Raw genomic sequence first — 19,808 nt, 5'->3', positions numbered from 1 at the left:
CCCCCCGGTATCGCCATTGCTTGCCTGGCCTCGCTCTGGCCATCCCCTCCATTGTTTCCGCTTTGCTGCCGTTGCCAGGAGGCATGCGCTTGCCACCGGCGCTGTGCGCTCGGCTTGCCGAAACACTCCGGGTTTTCATCGTGTTGACGTTTTGTCTAGTGTTGGATAATCTGTCTTATCGACATGGGCGGAATGCACTGCGCGTCGATATTGGAAACTGGCCAGGAGGCGAAGCTTTGAAAACCACTAACAGACTTACCCGCAGGATCATGCTCAGCATGGTCCTGGGTGTCATCGTCGGCTATGCCTGTCACCGCATGGCGGCAGACGCGGCAGCTGCCAAGACGATTGCCGGGAATTTCTCGATCATCACCGAGATTTTCCTGCGCATGATCAAGATGATCATCGCCCCGCTCGTGTTTGCGACCCTGGTCTCGGGCATCGCGAGCATGGACGACACCAAGACGATTGGCCGCATCGGCGCCAAGGCCTTGACATGGTTCATCCTCGCGTCACTCGTGTCGCTCAGCATCGGACTGCTGTTCGTGAACCTGGCGCAACCCGGTGTCAACCTGAACATGGTCCTGCCGGACGCTGGCGCAAGCACGAATCTCAAGACCAGCGCGCTCAACCTGAAAGAGTTCGTCACGCATATTTTCCCGAAGAGCCTCTTCGAGGCCATGGCGACCAACGAGATCATGCAGATCCTGATCTTTTCGCTTTTCTTCGGCATTGCGCTGGGCAAGACGACCGGCAGCTCGGGCCAATTCCTGAAGCGGTCCGTCGACGAACTGATGCACGTGATGCTGCGCGTCACGAATGCGGTGATGTTGTTCGCGCCGGCCGGCATCTTTGCGGCGCTTGCCGCGGCCATCACCGTGCAGGGCCTTGACGTACTGGTGACCTATGGCAAGTTCATTGGCGCGTTCTATCTCGCTTTGCTTACCCTGTGGGCCGTGCTCTTTATCGCGGGATATGTGGTTCTCAAGGGGCGCATGTTCGATCTGGCAAAGGGTATCCGCGAACCCATGATGATTGCCTTTTCCACCGCCAGCAGCGAGGCGGCTTACCCGAAGATGATCGAGCGGCTGCAGCGCTTCGGGGTGAACAAGCGCCTGGTCGGCTTTGTCCTGCCGCTGGGATACTCCTTCAACCTCGACGGTTCCATGGTGTATCAGGCGTTCGCGGCGGTCTTTATCGCGCAGGCCTTCGATATCCATATGTCGCTCGGGCACCAGATCACCATGCTGCTGATCCTGATGGTCAGCAGCAAGGGCATGGCCGCGGTCCCGCGCGGCTCGCTGGTGGTGGTGGCCGCCATCTTGCCGATGTTCGGCTTGCCGGAGGCCGGCCTGTTGCTGGTGATGGGAATCGATCAGTTCCTGGATATGGGCCGCACGGCGACCAATGTCCTGGGCAATAGCATTGCCACTGCCGTCGTTGCCAAATGGGAAGGGGAGCTGGGTACCGAGGAAGAGTTCGACCCGCTCTGCGTCGATGTGGCCGCCGGTCACGGCGAACCGGTCGCACCAGCGATACCTTCCCCGGCGCGCATGGCTTGATCGCACGGAAAAGCAATTTGCTTATGAGAATGCCGGGCATGCTCTTGCAAGCCCCCTCTCAAGGCGATCAAGCGACACATCTAGAGAGGGGTGGGTTTTAGTGCGTCTAGCCGCTGGCCCGCCTGGCACCGGCATTCGCACGCCGTTGCAATCCCAGCCCCCAACGCGGCGCGCGTGGCTAGCCCGCTGAGTGCCTGGGCAGTGAAGCTGCAGCCGGTCCTGCCTCCGCTGCCCGCTTGCAGTTGAACGGCATATCTTCATAGTCGATCAGCCGCGTCTTCTTGACCAGCCGATAGCCAAGCCAGAGAACCAGGAACAGCGGCACGCCGATATAGGTGCCGACAATCTCCAGCCAGCGCCCGCGCACGTCGGAGAAGGCCTGGTAGTTCTGGCCGAGCACGATCACCACGCACAGCACGATGGCAAAGAGGGGGCCAAACGGGTAGAGCGGCGAGCGGTAAGCCAGGTCGGACGGCTTGTAGCCCTGGTGCACCAGCCCCCGGCGAAAGCGGTAGTGGCTAATGGCGATACCCAGCCAGGCGATAAAGCCAGTCATGCCGGACGTGTTCAGCAGCCACAGGTAGACCGCCTTGTCGCCAAACAGCGAGCTGAGGAAGCACAGGGCGCCGACGGCGGTGGTGGCGAACAGCGCGACGTAGGGCACGCCGTTGGCCGAGAGCCGCGCCAGCGCGCGCGGCGCCCGCCCGCTGACCGCCAGCCCGTAAAGGATCCGGGTGGAGGCGTACATGCTGGAGGTGCCGGCGGAGAGCAGGGCGGTCAGCACTACGGCATTCATCAGGCCGGCGGCGAAGGCCAGGCCAGCGTGGCGGAACACCAGCGCGAAGGGGCTGACGCCGATGTCGGTGACGTCGTTGCGCAGCAGGCTGGGATCGGTGTAGGGGATCAGCACGCCAATGATCAGGATCGCCAGCACGTAGAACAGCAGGATGCGCCAGAAGGTCTGGCGGATGGCGCGCGGAATGGTGCGTGCCGGGTCGGCGGCTTCGCCGGCGGCCACACCGACCGTTTCCGTGCCCTGGAAGGAGAACCCGGCAATCATGGCCACGCCGAACATGGCGGGGATGCCGCCAACGAAGGGCGCATCGCCCAGCGTGAAGTTGTGCCAGCCGGACTGCGGGCCGCCCTGCATGATGCCGAAGATCATCATCAGGCCTGCCGCCAGGAAGATCAGGATCGTGGCCACCTTGATCAGCGCGAACCAGTACTCGGCCTCACCGAAGCCGCGTACCGAAAAGGCATTGAGGCCAAACATCAGCAGCAGGAATCCTGCGCTCCACACTACGCCGGAGACGTGCGGAAACCAGTACTGCATCACTAGTTGCGCCGCCGCCAGCTCCACGGCAATCGTGACTGCGAGGCTGAACCAGTAACTCCAGCCAAGCGCGAAGCCAAAGCCTTCTTCTACGTACAGCGCGCTGTAGGTGACGAAAGAGCCGGCCACTGGCATATGCACGGCGAGCTCGCCCAGGCTGGTCATCAGGCAGTACACCATCAGGCCGATCAGGCAGTACATCAGCAGTGCGCCACCGGGTCCCGCCTGGGAGATCGACGCGCCGGAGGCCACGAACAGCCCGGTGCCGACCGCGCCACCGATGGCGATCATGGTCAGGTGGCGGGCCTTGAGCTTGCGCTGCAGGTCGTCGTGCTCGACGACGGGGTGCTGGTGAGGATGGGGATGGGAATGGGAAGACATCAGGGTCACTGGGACTTCGGCGGGCGGGGCCGCGGCTTCGGCGCGGGCGACGCCTTGTGGGGCGCCCGTGCGGGCAAAGGGCGCGAGTTTACCGGGTTATGCGGGTAAATCCGAGGGTTGGGGCAGTTTATGTCAGGAAAGTCGCCTACTGTGACTAGAGGTAATCTTCAGGGGTGGGGTAATGTGCTGCATGGGCCATGAAACTCCGGGCTTACCCTAGTGTTTTGGTGGCCTTTGGCAACCTTTTGGCAGCCTGAATGCACGCCGGCGAGATCCGCCATGAACGAGGCGCATGGGAGTGCCAGCGAAGCCCCAAAATGAAATTGAACGACCGTGCTATTTTGTGTATGCTTGATCCGCTCGCGATAGGGTGGGCACCGGCCGAGGGTCCTTCCCCGGTGGCCGGGCGGTGGTTTGGGGCCCCGCGGAAAAACATAATTCGAGAATTCGAATCCCGAGACAACTTCTAGTTCTAGTTACCAAAGGAACCAGCATGACAGCGCAGTATCAGGTTCAGGACGGCGTTGCCGTCATCACGCTCGACAATCCCCCCGTCAATGGCCTGGGTCTGAGCACCCGGCTTGGCATCGTCGAAGGCATGACCCGTGCGCTGGACGATGCGGCCGTCAAGGCCATCGTCATTACCGGCGCTGGCAAAGCCTTCTCGGGCGGCGCCGACATCCGTGAATTCAATACGCCCAAGGCCACCCAGGAGCCGACGCTGCACTCGGTGATCAAGGTCGTGGAAGGTTCGAGCAAGCCCGTTGTGGCGGCGATCCATTCCGTCGCCATGGGCGGTGGCCTGGAACTGGCGCTGGGTTGTAACTACCGCGTGGCTTCGAAGGGCGCGCAGATCGCCCTGCCGGAAGTGAAGCTGGGCCTGCTGCCCGGCGCCGGCGGCACGCAGCGCCTGCCGCGCGTGATCGGCCTGGAAGCCGCCCTGAACATGATCGTGTCGGGCAACGCCATCCCCAGCGAGAAATTCGCCGGCACCAAGCTGTTCGACGAGATCGTCGACGGTGACGTGCTGCCCGCGGCCGTGGCTTTTGCCAAGACGGCGGCGGCCAACCCCGGCCCGTATCCCAAGGTCCGCGACCTGAAGGTCAAGCACGAGAACGCGGAAGGCTTTATCGCTTTCTCGCGCAATACCGTGGCAGCCGTTGCCAAGAACTTCCCGGCGCCGCTGAAGTGCGTGGATGCCGTGGCCGCCTCGCTCAAGCCGTTCGAAGCTGGCCTGAAGGCCGAGCGCGAAGGCTTCATGTACCTGATCACCACGCCGGAATCGCGCGCGCTGCGCCACGCCTTCTTTGGCGAACGCGCTGCCAGCAAGATTCCTGACGTGCCGGAAGGCACGGCAACCCGCAAGATCGAGCGGGTCGCCGTGATTGGCGCCGGCACCATGGGCGGCGGCATCACCATGAACTTCCTGAACGCCGGCGTGCCGGTGATCATGCTGGAAACCAAGCAGGAAGCGCTGGACCGCGGCGTGGCCACGATCCGCAAGAATTACGAAAACAGCGCCAAGAAGGGCAAGCTCACGCAAGAGAAGGTCGAGCAGCGCATGGGCCTGCTGACCACCACGCTGTCCTATGACGAGATCAAGGACGCGGACATGGTCATCGAGGCCGTGTTCGAGGAAATGGGCGTCAAGGAAATCGTCTTCAAGAAGCTGGATGAAGTGATGAAGCAGGGCGCGATCCTGGCTTCGAACACCTCCACGCTGGACGTCAACAAGATCGCCTCCTTCACCAAACGTCCGCAAGACGTGGTCGGCATGCACTTCTTCAGCCCGGCCAACGTGATGAAGCTGCTGGAAGTGGTGCGCGGCGAAAAGACCGGCAAGGACGTGCTGGCAACCGTCATGCAGCTCGCCAAGAAGATCAAGAAGACCGCCGTGGTATCGGGCGTGTGCGACGGCTTTATCGGCAACCGCATGATCGAGCAGTACAGCCGCCAGGCTGGCTACCTGCTGGACGAAGGCGCGCTGCCGGAGCAGGTGGACAAGGCCATCGAGAAGTTCGGCTTTGCCATGGGCCCGTTCCGCATGGGCGACCTGGCCGGCAACGACATCGGCTGGGCGATCCGCAAGCGCCGCGCGATCGACAAGCCGGAAATCCAGTACTCCAAGACCGCCGACCTGCTGTGCGAACTGGGCCGCTATGGCCAGAAGACCGGCGCGGGCTGGTACGACTACAAGGCGGGCGACCGCAAGCCGTACCCGAACCAGCAGGTCAACGACATGATCGTGCAGCATTCCAAGGACCTGGGCATCACCCGCCGCAAGATCTCCGATGAGGAAATCGTCGAGCGCCTGGTGTTCGCGCTGGTCAACGAAGGCGCCAAGATCCTGGAGGAAGGCATTGCCTCCAAGGCCTCGGATATCGACATGGTCTACCTGACCGGCTACGGTTTCCCGCTGTTCCGCGGTGGCCCGATGCTGTACGCGGACCAGGTTGGCCTGTTCAATGTGGCGCAGTCGATGGCGCGTTATGCCAAGGGCTACCACGGCGAAGCCTGGCAAGCAGCCCCGCTGCTGGTCAAGCTGGCGGCCGAGGGCAAGGGCTTCAACGGCTAAGCACAGCCAAGGCGATTTCGCGCGGCGCAGTCAGGCCGCGCGGGGTTCTCATCACGGATCGCAAACCGGTCACCAAGCGAGGAGTAGCGGCATGGCCAAGCAATACGGCCCCGAAGATTGCCTGCTGGTCATCGACGTGCAGAACGACTTCATGCCGGGCGGCGCGCTTGCCGTGGCGCATGGCGATGAAGTCGTCCCTGTGATCAACCGTCTCGCGACGGCGTTTGCACGAGTGGTGCTGACCCAGGACTGGCATCCCGCCGATCACGTTTCGTTTGCCGCCAACCATGCCGGCACGCAGCCGTTCCAGACCGTGGCGTTGCCCTATGGCCAGCAAGTCCTGTGGCCCACGCATTGCGTGCAGGGCACCCACGGCGCGGCGTTGCATGCCGGGCTGGAAGTGCAGCATGCGCAGATGGTGATCCGCAAGGGCCATCACCGCGAGGTGGATAGCTACTCGGCCTTCATGGAGGCCGACCGCGCTACCCCGACGGGGCTCGCGGGCTATCTGCGCGAGCGTGGCGTGCGCCGGGTGTTTTGCGTGGGACTGGCAACGGATTACTGCGTTGCCTGGAGCGCGCTGGATGCCCGCGCGGCGGGGTTCGAGGCCGTCGTGGTCGAGGATGCCTGCCGCGCCATCGACCTCGACGGGTCACTGGCGCGTGCGCGGCAAGACCTGGAAGCCGCGGGCGTGCGACGCATGCAATCGGCCGCGCTGTTGTCCTGAACCCGAAGAATCGCCAAGCCAAGCCAAGCTGACACGGCTGAACCCAGCCAACGACATATTGCATGACACTGCCGGACGTGAACGCACGCCGCAGGTCACCAGATACCAGAGATACCGAGGAGCAAGACATGAAAGAGGCAGTCATCGTTTCCACCGCACGTACCGGCCTGGCCAAGAGCTGGAAGGGTGCTTTCAACATGACCCACGGCGCGACCCTGGGCGGCCATGCGGTCCAGCACGCCATTGCGCGCGCCAAGATCGACGCCGGCGAAGTGGAAGACGTGCTGATGGGCTGTGCCAACCCGGAAGGCGCCACCGGCGCCAATATCGCGCGCCAGATCGCGCTGCGCGCGGGCTGCCCGGTTACCGTGCCCGGCGCCACCGTGAACCGTTTCTGCTCGTCCGGCCTGCAAACCATCGCCATGGCCGCGCAACGCGTGATCGCCGATGAAGGCGACATCTTCGTGGCCGGCGGCGTGGAGAGCATCTCCTGCGTGCAGCAGGAAATGAACCGCCACATGATCCAGGAAAACTGGCTGACCAAGAACAAGCCGGAAATCTACTGGAACATGCTGCAAACCGCCGAGAACGTGGCCAAGCGCTACAACATCTCGCGCGAGCGCCAGGACGAATACGGCGTGCGCAGCCAGCAGCGCGCCTTCGCCGCCCTGGAAGCCGGCAAGTTCAACGATGAAATCGTGCCGATCACGGTGCTCGCCGGCGTGGCCGACAAGGCGACCGGCCAGCTGATGACCAAGGAAGTCACGGTCTCGGCCGACGAAGGCATCCGCGGCGATACCACGCTGGAAGCCGTGTCGAAGATCCGCACCGCCATGCCCGGCGGCGTGGTCTCGGCAGGCAATGCATCGCAGTTCTCCGACGGTGCTTCGGCGGTCGTGGTCATGGATTCGAAGGTGGCCGAGGCCCGCGGCCTGCAGCCGCTGGGCGCGTTCCGCGGCTTTGCCGTGGCCGGCTGCGAGCCTGACGAAATGGGCATCGGCCCGGTGTTCGCGGTGCCCAAGCTGCTGAAGAAGGCTGGCCTGACGGTGGCCGACATCGGCCTGTGGGAGCTGAACGAAGCCTTCGCCGTGCAGGTGCTGTACTGCGCCGACACCCTGGGCATCCCCATGGACCGCCTGAACGTCAATGGCGGCGCCATCGCGGTGGGCCATCCCTATGGCGTGTCGGGTGCCCGCCTGGTCGGCCATGCGCTGATCGAAGGCAAGCGCCGTGGCGCGAAGTACGTGGTGGTGACCATGTGCATCGGCGGCGGCCAGGGTGCTGCCGGACTGTTCGAAGTCTTCTGAGGCGGCCCGGTACCGTGAGCGATTCCGCCGACCCGATGCTGGCCCATGGCCGGGAGGTGCTGGCCAGCCAGCCCTTCTCGGTGATGGTCGGCGCCGATCTGGCCGCGCCGGTGGCGACCTCCGAGTACAAGATCAACTACCTGCGTCCGGCGATCGGCGACACGCTGATCGCCCGCCTGGGCGAAGGTAGCTGAGCACGGCAGGAAAGAGACGGGCGCGCGAGCGCCTTTTTCTTTCCCCGCGCCATTTAGAGATACAGAATTCGCGGTGCGCCACGAGAGCGTGCCGTTGTGGAGACAGCGACGATCCCCGCCGCGAGGCTTGCAGTTGATGCAGCCGCCGCCGGGTCGCGCATCTTTGAATTTCCCTTTCAGTCTGGGAGCCGTTTCCTGCCATGTCGCTGATCCTTTCCCGCCGTGACCTGAACTTCGTGCTGTACGAATGGCTCAAGGTCGAGGGGCTGACCCGCATTCCGCGCTACGCCGACCATTCCCGCGAGACCTTCGACGCCGCGCTCGATACCTGCGAGAAGATCGCCGCCGACCTGTTCGCGCCGCATAACAAGAAGAACGACCAGCAAGAGCCGCATTTCGACGGCGAGACCGTCAGCATCATCCCCGAGGTCAAGACTGCGCTGAAGGCCTTCTGCGAGGCTGGCCTGATGGCCGCCGGGCAGGACTACGACATCGGCGGCATGCAACTGCCCGTGGTGGTGGAGAAGGCCGGCTTTGCCTACTTCAAGGGCGCCAACGTCGGCACCAGTTCCTACCCCTTCCTGACCATCGGCAACGCCAACCTGCTGCTCACGCACGGCACGCCGGCGCAGGTGGAGACCTTCGTCAAGCCGGAAATGGAAGGCCGCTTTTTCGGCACCATGTGCCTGTCCGAGCCGCAGGCCGGCTCGTCGCTGTCGGACATCACCACGCGCGCCGACTATGAGGGCGAATCGCCGCTCGGCCAGCAATACCGCCTGCGCGGCAACAAGATGTGGATTTCGGCCGGCGAGCATGAGCTCTCCGACAATATCGTCCACCTCGTGCTGGCCAAGATCCCCGGCCCGGACGGCAAGCTGATCCCGGGCGTGAAGGGCATCTCGCTGTTTATCGTGCCGAAGTACCTGGTCAACGCAGACGGCAGCCTGGGGGAGCACAACGACGTGGTGCTGGCCGGTCTGAACCACAAGATGGGCTATCGCGGCACCACCAACTGCCTGCTGAACTTCGGCGAAGGCATGAAGTACAAACCGGGCGGCAAGGCGGGTGCCATTGGTTACCTGGTGGGCGAGGCGCACAAGGGCCTGGCCTGCATGTTCCATATGATGAACGAGGCCCGCATCGGCGTTGGCCTGGGCGCAGTCATGCTGGGCTATACCGGCTACCTGCACTCGGTCGACTACGCGCGCAACCGCCCGCAAGGCCGCCCGATCGGCCCTGGGGGCAAGGATCCGGCCAGCCCGCAGGTGCGGCTGGTCGAGCATGCGGACATCCGCCGCATGCTGCTGGCGCAGAAGAGCTATGTGGAAGGCGGCCTGGCGCTCAACCTGTATTGCGCGCAACTGGTGGACCAGGAGCGTGCGGCGGAGGGTGCGGAGCATGAACGCCTGGCACTGCTGCTCGATATCCTCACGCCCATCGCCAAGAGCTGGCCGTCGCAGTGGTGCCTGGAAGCCAACAACCTGGCCATCCAGGTGCATGGCGGCTACGGCTACACCCGCGAATACAACGTCGAGCAGTTCTACCGCGACAACCGCCTCAACCCGATCCATGAAGGCACGCACGGCATCCAGGGCCTGGACCTGCTGGGCCGCAAGGTGGTGATGAAGGACGGCGCGGCCTTCAACGTGCTGGGCGAAGAGATCCAGGCCACCATCGGCCGCGCCCTGGCCAGCGGCGATGCCGAGCTGGGTAGCCACGCCAAGGCGCTGGGCGCCGCCGTCAAGCGCGTGGCGCAAGTCACGCAGGCGTTGTGGGCGGCGGGCGACGCCACGGTGACGCTGGCCAACGCCTCGGTCTACCTGGAGGCCTTCGGTCATGTCGTGCTGTCGTGGACGTGGCTGGAGCAGGAACTGGTGGCGCAGGCCGCGCTTGCTGGCGCCAGGAGCCAGGAGGACCAGGACTTCTATCGCGGCAAGCTGGCGGCAGCGGCGTATTTCTTCCGCTGGGAGTTGCCCAAGGTGGGCCCGCAGCTCGACCTGCTGGCGTCGCTGGACCGCACCACGCTGGATATGCAGGACGCCTGGTTCTGACCGGCGCCCGGCACAAGATCATCGAGCGCGCGCACCTTGCTGCGCGCGTCAAAACCAATCGGGAGACACCATGAACACCATCCAGCAATTGTTCGACCTGACGGGCAAGACGGCACTGATCACCGGCGGCTCGCGCGGGCTTGGCCTGCAGATCGCCGAAGCGCTTGGCGAGCAGGGCGCGCGCATCGTGCTGTCGGCGCGCAAGGCCGATGAGCTGCAAGCGGCGCAAGCCCACCTCAAGGCGCTGGGCATCGATGCCGAGTGGATCGCCGCCGACGGCGCGCGCGATGCGGATATCGTGCGTCTGGCCGACGAGGCCCTGGCCAAGCTGGGCCATATCGACATCCTGGTCAACAATGCCGGCGCCACGTGGGGCGCGCCTGCCGAAGATCACCCGGTAGAAGCGTGGGACAAGGTGATGAACCTGAATATCCGCGGCGTGTTCCTGCTGTCGCAGCGCATCGGCAAGCTGTCGATGATTCCGCGCCGCTATGGCCGCATCATCAACGTGGCCTCCATCGCCGGCCTGGCGGGCAACCCGCCGGGATCGATGGAAACCATTGCCTACAACACCTCCAAGGGCGCGGTGGTGAACTTCACCCGCACGCTGGCGGCCGAGTGGGGCGAGCACAATATCACGGTGAACGCGCTGGCGCCGGGCTTCTTCCCCTCCAAGATGACGCAGGGCTCGCTGGACCGCCTTGGGGTGGAGGCCATGTGCGCATCGGTACCGCTGCACCGGCTGGGTGACGACGAAGACCTGAAGGGCGCGGCGCTGCTGTTTGCCAGCGCCGCCGGCAAGCACATCACCGGCCAGGTGCTGGCGGTGGATGGCGGCGTGAGCGCGGTATAAAGTCCATGCTCCAATGCGGTTGGCTCATGCGGGGCGGGGCGTTCCGCCGCGCCGGCCGGCCAGCCGTATCGTCTTCGCCACACTAGCAATCATGACCAAAACCAACGGATTTCCCCTCAAGATTCCTTTCCTTGCCGATCTCGGCGTGCAATGCACCCGCATGGACAAGGAGGGCAGCGAGATCGAACTGGCGCTGGAAACGCGTCACCAGAACAGCTGGGACATGGCCCATGGCGGCGTGCTGATGACGCTGCTCGACGTGGCCATGGCCATCGCCGGTCGCGGCGCCGATCCCGATGGCCGCGGGGTGGTGACCATCGAGATGAAGACCAGTTTCATGGCGCCCGGCCGCGGCAAGCTCATCGCCCGCGGCCTGTGCGTGCACCGTACCAGCACCATGGCTTTTTGCGAGGCGGAGATCGTCGACGCCGATGGCAAGACCGTGTCGCGCGGGTCGGGCACGTTCAAGTTCGTCAAGCGCGTGCCGCCGCAGCGGGCGGCAAGCGGCGCTTCGGATACCGGCGCGGACGGCTGAGGCCGCGGGACGGAGAAGGGATATCAGCCATAAGACCGGCAGGGCCGCCAGAGCCGGCGGCGCGCAGCAGCTGTAAAACAAAAAAAAGGAGACAAGATGCTGTTTGAACGGATTGTCGCCACGCGGCGATTGAAACTGACCGTGCTCGCCGCCTTCGGCGCAGGAGCCCTTGCCATGTATCAGCCGGGCCAAGCCCAGAATGCACCTGTTCCTTCGGCCGGCGCGCCGGTTGCGGCGCCTGCCGCGCCGGTGTTCCCGGACGCGGCCGCCACCGATCCCGTTGCGGCGGGCTGGATGCAGGGCTTTCCTCCCGCAGCCGCCAAGGTCATCAGCTTCACCCCTGCCAGCAACGGCTTTCCGCGCACGCGCTGGAGCTTTTCGCATATCCGCGAACTGGTCCCGACGGCCTCGGTCTGGCACGGGCGCGGCCCGGTTTCGGCACTGCCGCGTGCCGAGCGCGATATCGGTGGCGTGCCGTTTACCGATGCCGACGGCACCCGCCGCACGTTCAGCGACATGCTCGGCCTGACCTATACCGACGGCATCCTGGTGATGCACAAGGGCCGGATCGTCTATGAGAAGTACTTCGGCGCGCTGGACGACCATACGCCGCACATCGCCATGTCGGTCACCAAGTCCTTCGTCGGCACGCTGGCCGCCATGCTGGTGGCGGACGGCAAGCTGGACCCCGCCGCGCCCGTTACGCGCTACCTGCCGGAGATGGCGGGCACCGCCTACGGCGATGCGACCGTGCGCGAAGTCATGGACATGACGGTGGGCGTCAAGTACTCGGAGAATTACGCCGATCCCAAGGCCGAGATCTGGGACTACAGCCGCGCCGGCGGCATGATGCCGCTCGAGCCCGGCTATGCCGGACCCAGGACGTTCTACGAATTCCTGGCCACCTTGAAGAAGGACGGCGAGCATGACCAGGTCTTCGCCTACAAGACGGTCAATGCCGAAGTCCTGGCCTGGATCGTCAAGCGCGTGTCCGGGCAGTCGCTGGCCAGGCTGCTCTCCGAGCGCGTCTGGCAAAAAATGGGCGCGGAGAACGATGCCTACTTCATGGTGGACAGCATCGGCAGCGAGTCCGGTGGCGGCGGCCTGAACACTACGCTGCGCGACCTGGCCCGCTTTGGCGAGACCATGCGCAACGGCGGCCGCTTCAATGGCCAGCAGGTCATCCCGGCCGCAGTGGTGGCGGACATCCGCCGCGGCGGCGATCCCGGCAAGTTTGCCAAGGCTGGCTATGCCACCTTGCCCGGCTGGAGCTACCGCTCGATGTGGTGGGTCTCGAACGACGACCACGGCGTGTTCGAGGCGCGCGGCATCCACGGCCAGCGTATCTACGTCGATCCCAAGGCGGAGCTCACCATCGTGCGCTACGCCTCGCATCCCATCGCCGCCAACGGCGCCAACGACCCCGTCACGCATCGCGCGTATCGGGCACTGGCGCTGTCATTGATGAAATAACCAAACAAGCCGGCAAGCTGACCAGCTAGCTGGCAACTACCCACAACGAACGACAACGAGCGACAAAGGGCGAGTGTCCTTGTCCATTTCACTGTAAGGAAGCCATCATGTCGAACACCTACAAGCGCATCGTCCTGGCATCGCGTCCCACTGGCGCCGTGACCCCTGACAACTTCCGCCTGGAAGAGGTGCCTGTGCCCGAGATCGGCGAAGGCGAGGTGCTGGTCCGCAATCATTTCCTGTCGCTCGATCCGTATATGCGCGGCCGCATGAACGAAGGCAAGTCGTACGCTACCCCGCAGCCGCTGGGCGACGTGATGATCGGCGGCACGGTTGGCGAGATCGTGGCGACGAAGAATCCCAAGTACGCAGTCGGCGACAAGGTGGTCGGCATGTTCGGCTGGCAGGAAATGGGCGTCACCAATGGCATCGGCATCCAGAAGGTCGATACCACCCATATTCCGCTGTCGGCCTACCTCGGCTCGGTCGGCATGCCCGGCGTCACGGCCTGGTATGGCCTGAACAAGATCATCCAGCCGAAGGCCGGCAAGACCATCGTGGTGAGCGCGGCCTCCGGCGCGGTCGGCAGCGTGGTGGGCCAGCTGGCCAAGCTCCAGGGCTGCCGCGTGGTCGGCTTTGCCGGCGGCAAGGACAAGTGCGACTACGTGGTCAATGAACTCGGCTTCGATGCCTGTGTTGACTACAAGGCGGCCAAGGACAGCAAGGCGCTGTACACGATGTTCAAGGAAGCCACCCCGGACGGCGTGGATGGCTACTTCGAGAACGTCGGCGGCGAGATCCTCGACACCGTGCTGGCCCGCATGAACGCCTTTGGGCGCATCGCCATCTGCGGCATGATCGCCGGCTACGATGGCCAGCCGATGCCGCTGAAGAACCCGCAGCTGATCCTGGTGTCGCGCCTGACCGTGGAAGGCTTTATCGTGTCCGAGCACATGGACGTGTGGCCGCAAGCGCTGCAAGAGCTGGGCACCGCGGTGGCGCAAGGCAAGCTCAAGTTCCGCGAGAGCGTCGCGCAAGGCCTGGCGAGCGCGCCGGAAGCCTTCATGGGCCTGCTCAAGGGCAAGAATTTCGGCAAGCAACTGGTCAAGCTGGTTTAAGTCCGTAGTTGCCGCGCGCCGCCTCGATGCCTGCGCGCGGCAGCGGTCAAACAAGGAGATTCCCCATGAATGCCCCTGCACAAAGCACCAGGCCCCAGGCCGACCAGGACGAAATGGCCGCCGGCCTGTCCGAAGCGGTCAAGGCCAAGTACCGCGTACTGCCGCGCCCGCCGAAGTTCGATACACCGGCAGAGGAGCGCCTGCACCGCAAGCAGCGGCTGGCCGCGGCCTTCCGGCTGTTTTCCAAGTTCGGCTTTGACGAGGGCGTGGCCGGCCACATCACCGCGCGCGATCCCGAGTTCCCGGATACGTTCTGGGTCAACCCGTTCGGCGTGCATTTCAGCCAGGTCAAGGTGTCCAACCTGATCCGCTGCGATCACCATGGCGACGTGGTGGAGGGCGATTACCCGGTCAACGCCGCGGCCTTCGCCATCCATTCGCGCGTGCACCAGACCCGTGAAGACGCGGTCGCCGCCGCGCACTCGCATAGCACCTATGGCCGTGCCTGGTCCACGCTGGGCCGCACGCTCGACCCGCTGACGCAGGACGTGTGCGCCTTCTACAACGACCATGCCCTCTATGACGATTTCGGCGGCGTGGTGGTGGAGTTGGACGAAGGCCAGCGCATCGCCAACGCGCTGGGCAGCAACAAGGCCGCGATCCTGCAGAACCATGGCCTGCTGACGGTGGGCAAGACGGTGGACGAAGCCGCCTGGTGGTTCATCACCATGGAGCGCTCATGCCAGGTGCAGTTGCTGGCCGAGGCCGCCGCCGCGCGCACCAATGCGCCGCTGAAGGTGATCTCCGACGCCGCAGCGCGCCAGGCGTACTCGATCGTTGGCACTGCGCAGGCGGGCTGGTTCCAGTTCCAGCCGCTGTATGCCCGCATCGTCAAGGAACAGCCCGACCTGCTGGATTGAAGTCATGGCCGCCTTTGCTCCATTCACTGGCAAGGTCGTGCTGATCACCGGCGCGTCCGACGGCATTGGCGCCGAACTGGCCCTGCTGCTGGCGCGCCAGGGTGCACGGCTTGCGCTGGCGGCGCGCCGTGTGGACCTGCTGCAGGCGCTGGCGGAGCGCATCCGCCGCCAGCACCCGGCCGCCGACGTCGGCGTGTGGCGCGTCGACGTGTCCGACGAGTTTGACTGCCGGCGGCTGGTGGCCACGGTGGTGGCGCAGTATGGCGGGCTCGACGTGCTGGTCAACAATGCCGGCGTGTCCGCCCACGGCTACTTCGAACAGGTATCGGACTACAGCTACTACGAGCAGGTCATGCGCGTGAACTACTTCGGCGCCATGTGGTGCACGCGCGAGGCGCTGCCGCACCTGCGGGAGCGCGGCGGCCTGATGGTGGCGGTGTCCAGCCTGGCTGGCAAGATCGGCGTGCCGGGCCGTACCGCCTACTCGGCCAGCAAGTTCGCGCTGGCGGGATTCTGCGAGGCGCTGCGGGCCGAGCTGCGCGGCTCCGGCGTGGATGTGTGCGTGGTGTTCCCCGGCGTGGTGGCGACCGATACGCGCATCAATGGCTTCGGCCCCGACGGCCGCCCACTGGGCGAGAGCCGGCTGCGCGAGGAGGGGGCCATGAGCGCGCAGGAATGCGCGCGCCAGATGCTGGCAGCCATGGCCGCGCGCAAGCGCGAACTGGTGATGACCGGCAAGGGCCGGCTTGGGCTGTGGCTTAAGCTGCTGGCGCCGCGCCTGGTCGAGAACATGGCGCTCAAGGCGCTGAAGCAAACGGGGCGGTAGTGCGGTTGAGAGCGTGAGAGCGTGGCAGCACGACGGCGTGACAGAAGAGATCGAGCAATAACAGGCACGCGCCTTGCTGATAGCCGTGGCGGCATCCGCCCGACGCACCGGCAGCAGGCATAAGAGAAATTTCAGCCTGAGTTCAATCTGGTTATAGATTGGCGATAGATTGGCTTCAGACTGGCAACACAAGCGATTCCGACACCATGGCAGACCTTATCCTTCACCAGTACGCAACGTCGCCGTTCTCCGAGAAGATCCGCCTGCTGATGGGCGCGAAGGGCCTAGCGTGGCAAGCGGTGGAAATCCCGCCCATCATGCCCAAGCCAGACGTGGTGGCGCTGACCGGCGGCTACCGCCGCACCCCGATCCTGCAGGTGGGGGCCGACATCTATTGCGACACCGCGTTGATCTGCGAGGTGATCGACAGCGCGGCGCCCGCGTGCCCGCTCTATCCTGCCGCGCAAGCCGCCACCACGCGCCTGGTCGCTGGCTGGATCGATACCGCGCTGTTTACCGCCGCCGTCACCTACCTGTTCCAGCCGGCCGGCGCGCAAAGCATGCTGGGCCACCTCACGCCGGCGCAAATGCAGGCTTTCTCGGCAGATCGCAAGGCCATGCGTGGCGATACCAATGCGCTGCGCATGCCGCTGCCCGAGGCCATCGCCATGCTGCAGGAAACCTTCGGGCGGCTCGAGCAGCAATTTAATGCAGGCGTGGCGCATGTGGCCGGGGCCGAGCTGTCGGTGGCGGATTTTTCGCTGTACCACAATGTCTGGTTCATCCAGCGCGCCAGCGAGCTGGCCAGGCTGCTGGATGCGTATCCGGCGGTGCAAGCCTGGTATGCGCGCATGAAGGCCTTTGGCCATGGCACGGTGCGGGTGGTCAGCGCGGCGTCGGCGCTGGAGGTGGCACGGTACGCCGATCCGGCAGCGTTGCCTGGCGGGGTGGCTGCCGGCAGCGGCTTCGAAGCGGGCGATGCGGTCACCGTGACGCCAACGGACTACGCGCGCGATCCCGTGGCCGGCGTGCTGGTGGCGCTGGACGCCCACCGTGCCACCTTGCGCCGCCAGGACCCGCGTGCAGGCGCGGTCAACGTGCATTTCCCGCGCCAAGGCTATCAAGTGCAGCACGCGGGCTAAGACCCGCGCGGCAAGGCAATCCCATCACAACGAAAGCAACGAGAGGCAGACAACATGAAGCAATTCCAAGGCAAGGTGGCTGTGATCACCGGCGGTGCATCGGGCTTCGGCAAGGAATTCGCCAAGCTGGGTGCGGGACTCGGCATGAAGCTGGTGCTGGCCGACGTGCAGGAGGACGCGCTGGATGCCACCGTGGCGGAGTTCAAGGCGCAAGGCGTGCCGGTGATCGGCGTGCGCGTGGATGTGTCCAAGGCCGAGCAGGTGCAGGCGCTGGCCGATGCCGCCATCGCCACCTTTGGCCAGGTCAACCTGCTGTTCAACAACGCCGGCGTGGGCGCGGGCGGCCTGATGTGGGAAAACACCGAGCGCGACTGGGAGTGGGTGCTGGGCGTCAACCTCTTTGGCGTGATCCACGGTGTGCGCATCTTTACCCCGCTGATGCTCGCGGCCGCGGCCAAGGACCCGTCGTTCGAAGGCCATATCGTCAATACGGCCTCCATGGCCGGCTTGCTCAGCCCGCCCGCGATGGGCGTCTACAACGTCTCCAAGCACGCCGTGGTTTCCCTGTCCGAATCGCTGTACCAGGATCTCAGCCTGGTCAGCGAGCAGGTGCGCTGCTCGGTGCTGTGCCCGTATTTCGTGCCGACCGGCATCACGCAATCGGGCCGCAACCGGCCGGCCGGGCTGGCCAATGACGCTCCGCCCACGCGCTCGCAACTGGTGTCGCAAGCCATGTCGGACAAAGCGGTCAGTTCGGGCAAGGTCACGGCCGCCGAAGTGGCACAACTTACTTTCGACGCCATCCGCGACAACGGCTTCTATATTTACTCGCATCCGCAGCAACTGGATCCCGTGCGGCAGCGCTTCGAAGATATCATTGGCCAACGCAACCCAAGCGACCCGTTCGCCGACAAGCCGGAAGTGCGCGCCGGGCTCATCGCCGCCTTGCGCGGATAACCGAGGGGGAGCCGCCAGGTGCGGCCAGCAGCAAGTCCACCAGAGACAGCCACAGACAGCCAGAGACAGCCATTGCGGCAAGGGAGGAATTCATGACCAAACCTGCAGTCATTCGCCATCTGCAGTACGCCACCTTGCCCAATGGCACGCGCCTGCACTACGCCAGCGCCGGCGAGCGCGGCAAGCCGCTGGTGTTGTTCGTGCATGGCTTTCCCGAGTTCTGGTACGAGTGGGAAGCCCAGCTGGCCGAGTTCGGCAAGACCCACTTCGCCGTGGCGCCGGACCTGCGCGGCTTCAACCTCTCCAGCAAGCCCGCGCAAGTCGAGGCCTACCGTCCCCGCCACATCGTCGAGGACCTGGTCCAGTTCATCAACGCGCTGGGCTACTCGCGTTGCGTGGTGGTGGCGCACGACTGGGGCGGGGCAATCTGCTGGAACCTCGCCATCCAGTTTCCGCAGATGGTGGAGCGGCTGGTCATCATCAATTCGCCGCATCCCTATGTGTTTGCCAAGGCGCTGACCAGCGATCCCCAGCAGCAAGCCGCGTCGGCCTACATGAACTGGCTGCGCGAGCCGGGATCGGAACAAGCGCTGGCGGCGGACGGCTTCGCCAAGCTCGAGGGCTTCCTGAATGGGCAGGGCAAGCAGCCCGCGCCCTGGTTTACCGGCGAGACCCGCGAGAAATACCACGCGGCCTGGTCGCAGCCCGGCGCCGGCGGCTCTCACCCGCTGACTGGCGGTGTGAACTATTACCGCGCGTCGCCCATGCATCCGCCGGGCCCTGGCGAGACGCCTCCCGATATCTCCAGGCTCGATCCCGCCGCCTTCACCGTGCGCGTGCCAACGCTGGTGGTCTGGGGCGAGCGCGACACCGCGCTGCCCAAGAGCCTGCTGGATGGCCTGGACAAGTTCATCCCGGACATGCGGCTGGAACGCATTCCGGATGGCACCCACTGGGTCATCCACGAGCAGCCGGAGCGCATCAACCTGTTGATCCGGAGCGCTTTGCCCTGATTTGTCGTGCATGCCAGGCCGCGTCAGGCATGCGCGCCTGCGCTGGCCCGGTCGGAACCCGCCGCAGTGTGCATGGGGCGGGGCGGCGCCTGCTGCTACATTGACCTGATTCGACGGCGCCGGTGCGCAAGGAAGGTCAAGATGAAGACGATCGGACTGATCGGCGGCATGAGCTGGGAATCCTCGGCCGAGTACTACCGCCTGATCAACCAGGACATGAAACAACGTCTCGGCGGCCACCACAACGCGCGCAGCGTCATGGTCACGGTCAGCTTCGAGCAGATCAAGGCACTGCAGCACGCGCAACGCTGGGACGAACTCGGCGAAGCCATGCGGCAAGCCGCCCTGCAGGTACAGGCCGCCGGCGCGGATTTCGTGCTGCTCTGCACCAACACCATGCACCGGGTGGCCCCCGTCCTGGAAGCCGCGCTCGACATTCCCTTTCTCCACATCGTCGATCCCACCGCGCAAGCATTGCGCGCCGCCGCCATCCCGCGCGTGGGCTTGCTTGGCACGGCCTTCACCATGGAGCAGGACTTCTATCGCGGCCGCATGCAGGACAAGCACGGCATCGAAGTCGTGGTCCCGGACGCCGCCGACCGCGCGCTGGTCCACGCGATCATTTACGACGAGCTATGCCACGGCATCGTGCGCGACGCCTCGCGCGATGTGTACCGGCGCATCATCGGCAGCTTGCAGGCGCAGGGCGTGGGCGGGGTGATTCTGGGCTGCACCGAGATCGCGCTGCTGATCGGGCAGGATGACGTGGCGCTGCCGGTGTTCGATACCACGGCTTTGCATGCGCAGGCTGCGGTGGGGCTGGCGTTGGAGGGGGTGGTGG

Annotated in this window: 16 protein-coding genes and 1 pseudogene; 16 read left to right on the top strand and 1 reads right to left on the bottom strand. The window is 65.0% G+C overall.

Features of this window, described 5'->3' with window-relative positions; translation table 11 throughout:
* Positions 1-236: 236 nt before the first annotated feature.
* Positions 237-1,562, top strand: coding sequence for a dicarboxylate/amino acid:cation symporter (locus AC1RWI_RS23880; RefSeq protein WP_144409891.1), 1,326 nt, complete (start codon positions 237-239; stop codon positions 1,560-1,562).
* Between the two features lie 178 nt (positions 1,563-1,740).
* Here AC1RWI_RS23880 and AC1RWI_RS23875 read toward each other — a convergent pair whose 3' ends face one another.
* Complete coding sequence (locus AC1RWI_RS23875; RefSeq protein ID WP_492869193.1) at positions 1,741-3,276, bottom strand: amino acid permease; 1,536 nt, start codon at positions 3,274-3,276, stop codon at positions 1,741-1,743.
* A gap of 493 nt (positions 3,277-3,769) precedes the next feature.
* Between AC1RWI_RS23875 and AC1RWI_RS23870 the strand changes: the two genes are divergently transcribed.
* The 15 genes and pseudogenes from AC1RWI_RS23870 to AC1RWI_RS23800 all read left to right on the top strand — a co-directional run.
* Positions 3,770-5,851 (top strand): 3-hydroxyacyl-CoA dehydrogenase NAD-binding domain-containing protein, encoded by a 2,082-nt coding sequence (locus AC1RWI_RS23870; protein WP_043346634.1) that lies wholly within the window; start codon positions 3,770-3,772, stop codon positions 5,849-5,851.
* 91 nt (positions 5,852-5,942) lie between these two features.
* A complete protein-coding gene (gene pncA, locus AC1RWI_RS23865; protein ID WP_043346630.1) occupies positions 5,943-6,578 on the top strand; it encodes a bifunctional nicotinamidase/pyrazinamidase in 636 nt (211 codons plus the stop codon).
* Between the two features lie 128 nt (positions 6,579-6,706).
* Complete coding sequence (locus AC1RWI_RS23860; RefSeq protein WP_043346629.1) at positions 6,707-7,885, top strand: acetyl-CoA C-acyltransferase; 1,179 nt, start codon at positions 6,707-6,709, stop codon at positions 7,883-7,885.
* A gap of 35 nt (positions 7,886-7,920) precedes the next feature.
* Positions 7,921-8,061, top strand: a pseudogene (locus AC1RWI_RS23855) (phenylacetic acid degradation protein); the annotation flags it as partial.
* 218 nt (positions 8,062-8,279) lie between these two features.
* A complete protein-coding gene (locus AC1RWI_RS23850; RefSeq protein WP_043346627.1) occupies positions 8,280-10,130 on the top strand; it encodes an acyl-CoA dehydrogenase in 1,851 nt (616 codons plus the stop codon).
* 70 nt (positions 10,131-10,200) lie between these two features.
* A complete protein-coding gene (locus tag AC1RWI_RS23845; RefSeq protein ID WP_043346625.1) occupies positions 10,201-10,983 on the top strand; it encodes an SDR family oxidoreductase in 783 nt (260 codons plus the stop codon).
* A 91-nt stretch (positions 10,984-11,074) separates the two neighbouring features.
* Entirely contained in the window at positions 11,075-11,518 is a 444-nt protein-coding gene (locus AC1RWI_RS23840; RefSeq protein ID WP_043346623.1) for a PaaI family thioesterase, read from the top strand.
* A 96-nt stretch (positions 11,519-11,614) separates the two neighbouring features.
* Complete coding sequence (locus AC1RWI_RS23835) at positions 11,615-12,991, top strand: serine hydrolase domain-containing protein (protein ID WP_492869189.1); 1,377 nt, start codon at positions 11,615-11,617, stop codon at positions 12,989-12,991.
* Between the two features lie 107 nt (positions 12,992-13,098).
* Complete coding sequence (locus AC1RWI_RS23830; RefSeq protein ID WP_043346621.1) at positions 13,099-14,109, top strand: NADP-dependent oxidoreductase; 1,011 nt, start codon at positions 13,099-13,101, stop codon at positions 14,107-14,109.
* Between the two features lie 65 nt (positions 14,110-14,174).
* Entirely contained in the window at positions 14,175-15,029 is an 855-nt protein-coding gene (locus tag AC1RWI_RS23825; RefSeq protein WP_492869187.1) for a class II aldolase/adducin family protein, read from the top strand.
* Between the two features lie 4 nt (positions 15,030-15,033).
* Positions 15,034-15,855, top strand: a complete 822-nt coding sequence (locus AC1RWI_RS23820) for an SDR family oxidoreductase (RefSeq protein WP_492869185.1) — start codon at positions 15,034-15,036, stop codon at positions 15,853-15,855.
* A 206-nt stretch (positions 15,856-16,061) separates the two neighbouring features.
* A complete protein-coding gene (locus AC1RWI_RS23815; RefSeq protein ID WP_043346612.1) occupies positions 16,062-16,997 on the top strand; it encodes a glutathione S-transferase family protein in 936 nt (311 codons plus the stop codon).
* Between the two features lie 54 nt (positions 16,998-17,051).
* On the top strand, positions 17,052-17,954 hold the full coding sequence (locus tag AC1RWI_RS23810; protein WP_043346611.1) for an SDR family oxidoreductase: 903 nt from the start codon (positions 17,052-17,054) through the stop codon (positions 17,952-17,954).
* 92 nt (positions 17,955-18,046) lie between these two features.
* Entirely contained in the window at positions 18,047-18,967 is a 921-nt protein-coding gene (locus tag AC1RWI_RS23805) for an alpha/beta fold hydrolase (RefSeq protein ID WP_492869183.1), read from the top strand.
* 141 nt (positions 18,968-19,108) lie between these two features.
* On the top strand, positions 19,109-19,808 hold a 700-nt coding region (locus AC1RWI_RS23800), incomplete at its 3' end, for an aspartate/glutamate racemase family protein (RefSeq protein ID WP_492869181.1).

The sequence above is a fragment of the Cupriavidus sp. MPR-AND1C genome (assembly GCF_058809705.1).
This window is presented reverse-complemented; position numbering and strand designations above follow the sequence as displayed.

What these genes read in the sequence shown, in the direction of transcription:
- AC1RWI_RS23875 (WP_492869193.1), bottom strand. Translation starts at nt 3,276, where the DNA reads ATGTCTTCCCATTCCCATCCCCATCCTCACCAGCACCCCGTCGTCGAG.
- AC1RWI_RS23870 (WP_043346634.1), top strand. Translation starts at nt 3,770, where the DNA reads ATGACAGCGCAGTATCAGGTTCAGGACGGCGTTGCCGTCATCACGCTC.
- pncA (WP_043346630.1), top strand. Translation starts at nt 5,943, where the DNA reads ATGGCCAAGCAATACGGCCCCGAAGATTGCCTGCTGGTCATCGACGTG.
- AC1RWI_RS23860 (WP_043346629.1), top strand. Translation starts at nt 6,707, where the DNA reads ATGAAAGAGGCAGTCATCGTTTCCACCGCACGTACCGGCCTGGCCAAG.
- AC1RWI_RS23850 (WP_043346627.1), top strand. Translation starts at nt 8,280, where the DNA reads ATGTCGCTGATCCTTTCCCGCCGTGACCTGAACTTCGTGCTGTACGAA.
- AC1RWI_RS23845 (WP_043346625.1), top strand. Translation starts at nt 10,201, where the DNA reads ATGAACACCATCCAGCAATTGTTCGACCTGACGGGCAAGACGGCACTG.
- AC1RWI_RS23840 (WP_043346623.1), top strand. Translation starts at nt 11,075, where the DNA reads ATGACCAAAACCAACGGATTTCCCCTCAAGATTCCTTTCCTTGCCGAT.
- AC1RWI_RS23835 (WP_492869189.1), top strand. Translation starts at nt 11,615, where the DNA reads ATGCTGTTTGAACGGATTGTCGCCACGCGGCGATTGAAACTGACCGTG.
- AC1RWI_RS23830 (WP_043346621.1), top strand. Translation starts at nt 13,099, where the DNA reads ATGTCGAACACCTACAAGCGCATCGTCCTGGCATCGCGTCCCACTGGC.
- AC1RWI_RS23825 (WP_492869187.1), top strand. Translation starts at nt 14,175, where the DNA reads ATGAATGCCCCTGCACAAAGCACCAGGCCCCAGGCCGACCAGGACGAA.
- AC1RWI_RS23820 (WP_492869185.1), top strand. Translation starts at nt 15,034, where the DNA reads ATGGCCGCCTTTGCTCCATTCACTGGCAAGGTCGTGCTGATCACCGGC.
- AC1RWI_RS23815 (WP_043346612.1), top strand. Translation starts at nt 16,062, where the DNA reads ATGGCAGACCTTATCCTTCACCAGTACGCAACGTCGCCGTTCTCCGAG.
- AC1RWI_RS23810 (WP_043346611.1), top strand. Translation starts at nt 17,052, where the DNA reads ATGAAGCAATTCCAAGGCAAGGTGGCTGTGATCACCGGCGGTGCATCG.
- AC1RWI_RS23805 (WP_492869183.1), top strand. Translation starts at nt 18,047, where the DNA reads ATGACCAAACCTGCAGTCATTCGCCATCTGCAGTACGCCACCTTGCCC.